The sequence below is a fragment of the Flagellimonas abyssi genome (genome assembly GCF_019457905.1).
Lineage (GTDB): Bacteria > Bacteroidota > Bacteroidia > Flavobacteriales > Flavobacteriaceae > Flagellimonas > Flagellimonas abyssi.
Window position 1 is genome coordinate 521740 of record NZ_JAHZSV010000001.1, and the last position, 7159, is coordinate 528898.

A 7159-nucleotide genomic window follows, 5' to 3' on the forward strand; every position below is an offset into this window, starting at 1 on the left:
AAAATTATGTCTTTACCTGCAACGTTACCTTGGTGCCTTTATCGATTATACTTTCTTGATTGAAATAAATGCCGGCTTTTTCGGCCCTGTTCCTCATTATATGAAGTCCGTTCCCTGTCGACTCCTTTGATGTATCAAAACCCTTTCCAAAGTCCTCTATTTCAATCTGCACCATTTTATCAAAATCAGTAAACCGGACTTCAATATGTTCACTCCCTGAATGTTTTACGGCATTATTTACGGATTCTTGAATGATTCTAAAAAGATTCATCCCCACAAAGGCATTGAGCACTTTATTGTTCGGGGTTCCCTCAATTTTCACATTGATCTTATCATCCGTTGCCTCATGAACGGTCGCGGCCAATTGCTGGGTACGCTCCTTGATATCCTCCAAACTGATTTCATCCTTGTTCATGGCCCAAATGGTATCCCGGAGCTCTGAAATGGTAACGAGTGAAAACTGTTTCATTTGGGTAAGTTTCTCTATTAAAAATACTTCTCCCTTATGTATTCCGCGCTTTGCCGAATCGGTTATTGAGGTGAGGTATGTGAGCTGAGACCCAATATTGTCGTGTAAATCTCGGGCAATACGTAAACGTTGCTCCTTAAGGTTTTCCTGTGCTCGGGCCTCTGCCATGGCCTTTTGCAGTGCGGTTTCTCTAGCAAAGTTATTTGCTTTCAATTTTTGTTCTCTAAATAAAACAAAGCTTATTACCAAAAGTATCACCATCAAACCACCACTGCCAATCAACATATTGTTACGGTTTTTCAGAGCTAGTTCATTTTCTGCCAACTCTTTTTGTTGGCGCAGAATCTCATTTTGCTTCTGCTCCGACTCGTACTTTTCCTTAAGGTTGAACATTTCCCTCGCTTTTTCGGCAAAGTAAAGACTGTCTCTTGCCGCCTTATGTTTTTGATGATAAACATAGGCTTTTTTGAAATCCAGTTTTTCTTCATATATCAGGGACAACGTTTTGGAAAGCACATCAATACCTGGAAGGTAATCTATTGAATCTGCTTCTTGATATGTGGTCAAAGCCAAGTTTTCGGCACGATTGGTTTTTCCCTGTTCAAGATAGATATTGGCCAAATCGTTTTTTAAGGAAACCTGTGCCAAACGTTCTCCCCTTTCCTCTTGAATAGCTATGGCCTGGTTATAAAAAAATTCAGCATCATCAAAATTTCCAAGCGCCCAACTTGCCAAGGCCATGTTCGTCAACGGATACCCTGTATCCAATCTCGCACCGATGGTGTTATAGCCCTCAAATGATTTTTTGGCATATTCAAATGCTTTATCAAACTGCTTTTTTTCAAGATAGGCCGCAGCCAAGCTATTATAAGACATTGCCACAAAATAATCGTTTCCTATCTTCCCGTACATTTCCAATGCCTTTTGGTAATATTCCAGTGATAGGTCAGGCTCTTGAACCAGCTTGTATCTGTTTCCCAAATTCAAATAGGACCCTGCAATCCAGAGACTGTCCTTCCCTGCAATAAAATTCTCCAAGGCTTTGAACTGATAATCTACAGCGATGTCAAATTCAGAAAGGGCCTCATAGGCATTGGACATATTGGTATAGAGACTTCCCAAGACATAGTATTCTTTTGAATTTTCCAAAATGTGCCTAGCCTTCATATGGTATTCCAATGCTTCTTTAGGTCTACCAGCATCCCATGAAAGAATACCGTAGGCCATCCAAATTCTTGCCCTGTAATAATAATCATCCAATGCTTCTGCTTCCTTGAAAGCCAAGTCGACATAATATCTGGCACTGTCCATATTTACGGACCGAAACCTCATTCCAACATCTTTTAGTGCCAAAACTTTATCGCCGCCCTCCTTCAATTGGACGGTATCCTTCAGTGCTTTGATTTCTCTCTTAATATCCTGTGCCAAAATTGACTGTCCTGAGAATATCAAAAAGAATAGAAAGGTGATTGGAAATTTGTAATAAGTGGTCATTATAACTAAAAGGAATGGTTGGTGCTTAAAACTAATCCAATTGATTTTATAATTTAAGTTTTTGCAGAAAAATTAATTTGCTTTGTCCACCAACTTTTGGATAGTGGCATCCAGAAAGGATTCAATGGCCATCTCAGCACCTCGCTTATATTTTTCCGAATCGCATTTAACAACGGAAACATTGATGTCTTCCTTGTCCTCTACCCTCCAAACATGGAACACCCCGGCATCCATTCCGCGCTTGTCGACATCTGCCCCTTGTGAAGCATCAAATTTTTGCTTTTCAAGAACGCCTTCAACCTCTACTCCACGGTTGGACACCATCTGCCCTATGCCAAACCTGTTGAAACTGGATTCATCAATCTTAAAATCGGTCTCGGCCTTTACCTGTGCGTACCCGGCATGTCTGTTCAAGGCTCTTGTAGTTTCGCTCAATGCATTATCAAAAGAAATAACATTTAGCACTACCTTGTTGAAAATAAAATCATTTTTCTGGTTGGACACCTTCATTTCGACCTGCTCCTCGTAATTGGCAAGCTTTAATGGTCCAGCTTTCTTGTTCTCCATATTTTGCTTTGCCACGATAAATTTTTGTCCTGTGGGACGCATTACTATGTCACCGAACTCATCTCCTTTTTCTCCCCCTTGACCAGACTTCAAGTCCCACCGTTTTTCGCGGTTTTTCTCATAGGCACTATGGTTCCATAATTCTTCAATGGGAGCTATTTCAAATCCTTTTGCCATAAGTTCCGCCTTGTACTCTTCAAAGAGTTTATCGGTAAGTTGTTGAAGGTCTTCAATATTGAGCCCGTCCAGCACCAAGGTCAAGGATGCTTTTGCATCTCCTTTTAGTCCTCCTCGCCACATTTTGCCCCCTTTTTTCTTGTCCTCTAACTGCAATGCTGTTTGAAAATTGACCTGAAAATCGGAAATGACTATTCGTTTTGGACTTTTTCTAAAATTGAGATTGGCCGGCCCCAACATTTTTATCTTAAAATCCTTTACATTTTGTGCAATGGCAACTGGTGATGCACATAATAGGATCAACAGAAAAGATAACATGGGTAAATTGATACGTTTCATACTATTGGTTTAAAGTTTTGAACAAACGTAGCATCGAATGGCTTTGAACTCAATAGGGCAATTGTCGTAAAATGAAAGGGAATAGGTGGGCATGTGTCAAATATCAAAATAGAAATAACTTAAAAGCCCCATTACGAATGTTGCCAAAAGCAAAGCCGAATTGATGAGTTGCAACTTTGGGTTCAGTTTTTTCCGGGTTGCATAAATGTGCAACGCCAATGCCAAAAGAAACGCAGGTAGACTCAAATAGAGGTTGAATAGGTAGAACCAAAGCCAACTGGTGCAAAGCGCCCATGCTGAAATCGCCGATATTACCGGTGGTATGCATTGATTCATACGGCTCACAGCTGTATCAGGATAACGATAATACAGAAAAGTTGCCAAAAGTACCATTGGCCCAAACATCGCAATCAACAATAGCACACTACCGAACATAAAATGTTTTTATACCAAATGAACTTCTTCACCATTGGGCAGCACTACGCTCAACGGCTGATTGCCATATTGTGTCTTGTAAACGAATACTTTGTCCCCAATAAAAAGTTTGTCGTACAGGGTTGAGCTTACCAAGAGCGGTCCTGATGTGAGTTGGATTCGATTGGAATTGGTATATCGGTTGGAAGTCAGTGCGAATTTATCTTCGACGATGGATGGAACTCCACGTTTATGGTACCTTTCCTTGTTCCTGTTATAATTTTGGTAAGCCACATATAATCTATAAAATTGAAAAAGAGGTACGGCCCAGATTGGAAACAATAGCACGACAAAGCTCCAAAAACCGCTAATGATCAATAAAACACCAATAGTGATAAATGGACTGGACCTTACCAAACGCTTTTTTATTTCCATTTTCCAGACCCTGTGCAAGGCTTCATAATCTTTTGGGGTATAGCGAGTATGTGGAATGTGCTTTTCCAAAAACTTTTCTTCTTCATCAAGCTTTTGAGTAACACGGGCATCCTCAACTTGCCCCAAAACTTGAAGATCCAGTGTAAGTCCGGATTTGGGAGCTCGGTCCAGCTGCACCTCTGTTCCGACCCTGGCTTTTGAGTAATAAGAATAGTCCACGGAAAACTCCTCATCATCTATATAAACATAATATGACCTCCTGTTTCGGATCCTTGTTTTGTGCCCGTAAGCAGGCCTGTCTCCCGTTGTGGCCCAATGCATCCTTTTGTCGGTGATCTTTCCAGAAACCCGAGATTTTAAACCTAGTTTTAAATCGATTGCCGTGGATGTAATAATATAGGCTATGACGCTAAAAAATAAGACCGAGAAGGCTATCATCATGTAGACTCCAACGGAATCATCTGCAAAACCTGAATTGAACATAAACGACAAAAACAACCAGAATATGCCGATAACCACTACCGGAAATAACAACATGCCATATAATTGACGCCTGAGCTTGGTCTTATCTCTGTGTTCTAAGGGCAATATTTCCAATTTAGGCATGATCTACAGTTTGGTAGAGCCAAAATTAGGGCCTCCTGGAATCCCTACAATAGGGCAATTGTCCTATTGCGGCATAGCATGGCATACAGATAGTTTTGCTGAAAATCAATCCAGCAAAAAAATGAATTCCATTACCAATACCAAAAGACTTTCCCCTGCCCTATTTATAATTCTTGCCCACTTTTTTTATTACCAAGGGTCTGCCCAAAACCTGCACCTCAGCAATTTTAATGTCAAGGATGCACAGGTAAAAGCAATGTCCATCACCAAATATCATGCTATCGGAGCTCATTTGTACAGTGAGAAAAACGAACTCCAGTTCAATTCCGGAGGCTATCTCATAGAAGACAAACTTTACCTGGATAATAATTACGAAAAGCTTACCACTTATGATTACATTGATAATGCGTCAAAAGCCATAGAGAAAAAATTCAATCCATTAGGTAAACAAGAGGGGTCCGATAAAACCCTTTATATCTATGAAACACCCATTGGCATAATTTCGGATGACCTACCCGAAACCGTAGAAAACGATGAAGGTCAATACATTGTTCTTGGCGGTTTAAAATACGGTGCAATCTTTAAGTACAAAAAATACGTGATCGTCTATGAGCTTGCGGAAGCAAACAATGGAGAAAGCAAGGTGTTCTACTCCAGTGAATATACCTACGATGGACTAAAACTAGATGAATCCTACAATCAAAAGGATATACGTTATTTTAAATACAATGACAAAAAGTTATTGGAGGAAGAATTGGGCATGTCCAAGATTTGGGAAAGCATTTTATACAAGTATGTGTATGATGAACATGGCAATTGGATTGAAAGAACCAAATTTAGAGCATCAAACTTTACCGAAACCAAATATCAATGGGTCATCGATGAGGTAAAATACAGGACCATTACGTACACTGATGGCACGGTAACAGGTAGCAATGTGCCAAATACTCCAGAAATCGTCTATTCATCCAACCACAGCAAATTGAAAGACCTCCCAAAACTCAGCGATCCCATATTGATGTCCAAATCCATGAAATTCCTTCAAGATATCACTAAGCTCAGAAACAAAAACAACGAAGGTACAAGCAACGCAACTAAAAACGAGATTTCCCCAACATGTTTAAACGGTGACTGTTCCAATGGGTTTGGCAAAGCTGATTTTGGGACATATACCATTGAAGGCTTTTTTAGTAATGGCAAGGCCAATGGCCAAGGAACTTTATTCTACAAGGATAATACAGGATATTATCAAGGCAACTTTGTAAATGGTTTCAGGGAAGGGTTTGGTATTTATACTTGGCCCAACAGTAAAAACTATTACATCGGGCAATGGGAAAAAGGCTTTCAAGATGGATATGGGTATGTAAAGAACGGCGGAGAAATTCTACAGGCAGGTAAATTTGAAAAGGGAAAACTAGTCCAAGATTTACTCACCTATGACTATAAGAACAAAATAGCAAAGGGAAACTGTGTAGGTGACTGTCAGAATGGATTTGGATACTATAAGTTTGATAATGGAGATAGCTATGTTGGATTTTTCACAAATGGCAAAAGAAATCATGTAGGTGCTTACTCTTGGAAATCAGGAATGGCGCATATCGGAACAATTGTTAATGAACAGCATAACGGTTACGGTCAAGAATTCTATAGACCTAGTGGACAATATTATTTAGGTGATTTTTCACAAGGAAAACGTAATGGACTTGGCATTTTTTATAACAAAGAGCATCAAATACTACAAAAAGGTATTTGGGGTGATGGGCAATTGACCGGAGAGTTCTAGAAAACTTTAGCACTTTTTTGAAAAGCTTGAGCTACTCAAGATTCGCTTTGCATTAATCCGATATACTCATCTCATCATTTGAGGTAATCCAATGATCTGTTTACCTCAGTTTTATATCATTCCAATCTCCATTCCGTTATTTTAAGCTTTGGATTGCTTTTCCATAGTGCGATTTTGTTTTTTAGTGAAATTGAGTCATTTTTTTCGTCAAAAATTTCCAGTGTTTACAGGGCTTCCCAAAGGGTTTACTGTAGATTTCGGAAAAGTCTACTGTAGGTTCTGATTTTACACAGTATTCCAAAATCTGTTCAATCAACTGGTTTTTCAACTTGTTGAATACCCGAAAATAACCGTGATGGCGCAATTTGCCCATCACCCTCTTGCTATTCCTTCGTCCCGCAAACGGGACCGAATAAATACAAGCTGATTTGAAAATCAGCTGCCCAATAAATATTCTTTGGTTTGTACGGACTTTAGGAAAGTCAAATCAATTATTTGTTTGCAGTACAAATTATGCTTGAAAGCATATTCTAAATATATTCGAGGATATTACATCAATTCAAATCAGAAAGAAAAATCCAATGCTACAGATAGTAATTTGTGTTATTCTTTTAATCATTTTAGTTACCCAAATTTAAAAAAATGGAAAAATTATGAGTTAAATTATCTTAAAAAAGAGATGTTTGCAAAAAAAATAAGCCTCAGAAGGATAAACTTTCTGAGGCTTTTATTTTTCTAGTGATCGCGGAAGGATTCGAACCTTCGACCGTCTGCTTAGAAGGCAGATGCTCTATCCAGCTGAGCTACGCGACCAAAGTTTGCGGGTGCAAAGATACTAATGTAACCGATTGTAAAAAATATTTTTTTGATTTCTT

Annotated in this window: 5 protein-coding genes and 1 tRNA gene; 1 reads left to right on the forward strand and 5 read right to left on the reverse strand. The window is 39.1% G+C overall.

Annotated features, from left to right (window positions below; all coding sequences use genetic code 11):
* Positions 1 to 4 precede the first annotated feature (4 nt).
* The 4 genes from K1F36_RS02360 to K1F36_RS02375 form a co-directional block, all read right to left on the reverse strand.
* The gene (locus K1F36_RS02360) at positions 5 to 1963 is read right to left on the reverse strand and encodes a tetratricopeptide repeat-containing sensor histidine kinase (protein ID WP_220112356.1); all 1959 of its coding nucleotides are present in this window, start codon (positions 1961 to 1963) and stop codon (positions 5 to 7) included.
* Positions 1964 to 2035: 72 nt separating this feature from the next.
* Positions 2036 to 3046: a hypothetical protein gene (locus K1F36_RS02365; RefSeq protein ID WP_220112357.1), complete on the reverse strand. Its 1011-nt coding sequence runs from the start codon at positions 3044 to 3046 to the stop codon at positions 2036 to 2038.
* Positions 3047 to 3142: 96 nt separating this feature from the next.
* Positions 3143 to 3481 carry a hypothetical protein gene (locus K1F36_RS02370; RefSeq protein ID WP_220112358.1) on the reverse strand — a complete coding sequence of 113 codons (339 nt, stop codon included), beginning with the start codon at positions 3479 to 3481 and terminating at the stop codon, positions 3143 to 3145.
* Positions 3482 to 3490: 9 nt separating this feature from the next.
* A complete protein-coding gene (locus tag K1F36_RS02375) occupies positions 3491 to 4501 on the reverse strand; it encodes a hypothetical protein (protein ID WP_220112359.1) in 1011 nt (336 codons plus the stop codon).
* Here K1F36_RS02375 and K1F36_RS02380 point away from each other — a divergent pair.
* Positions 4500 to 6284, forward strand: a complete 1785-nt coding sequence (locus K1F36_RS02380; protein WP_220112360.1) for an MORN repeat-containing protein — start codon at positions 4500 to 4502, stop codon at positions 6282 to 6284. The genes K1F36_RS02375 and K1F36_RS02380 overlap by 2 nt on opposite strands.
* Before the next feature lie 739 nt (positions 6285 to 7023).
* On the opposite strand, the gene K1F36_RS02385 is transcribed toward K1F36_RS02380, so the two are convergent.
* Positions 7024 to 7097: transfer RNA gene (locus K1F36_RS02385), tRNA-Arg, on the reverse strand.
* Positions 7098 to 7159 lie beyond the last annotated feature (62 nt).

Excerpts from the sequence above, each read along its gene's own strand:
- K1F36_RS02365 (WP_220112357.1), bottom strand. The coding sequence starts at position 3,046 with ATGAAACGTATCAATTTACCCATGTTATCTTTTCTGTTGATCCTATTA.
- K1F36_RS02375 (WP_220112359.1), bottom strand. The coding sequence starts at position 4,501 with ATGCCTAAATTGGAAATATTGCCCTTAGAACACAGAGATAAGACCAAG.
- K1F36_RS02370 (WP_220112358.1), bottom strand. The coding sequence starts at position 3,481 with ATGTTCGGTAGTGTGCTATTGTTGATTGCGATGTTTGGGCCAATGGTA.
- K1F36_RS02360 (WP_220112356.1), bottom strand. The coding sequence starts at position 1,963 with ATGACCACTTATTACAAATTTCCAATCACCTTTCTATTCTTTTTGATA.
- K1F36_RS02380 (WP_220112360.1), top strand. The coding sequence starts at position 4,500 with ATGATCTACAGTTTGGTAGAGCCAAAATTAGGGCCTCCTGGAATCCCT.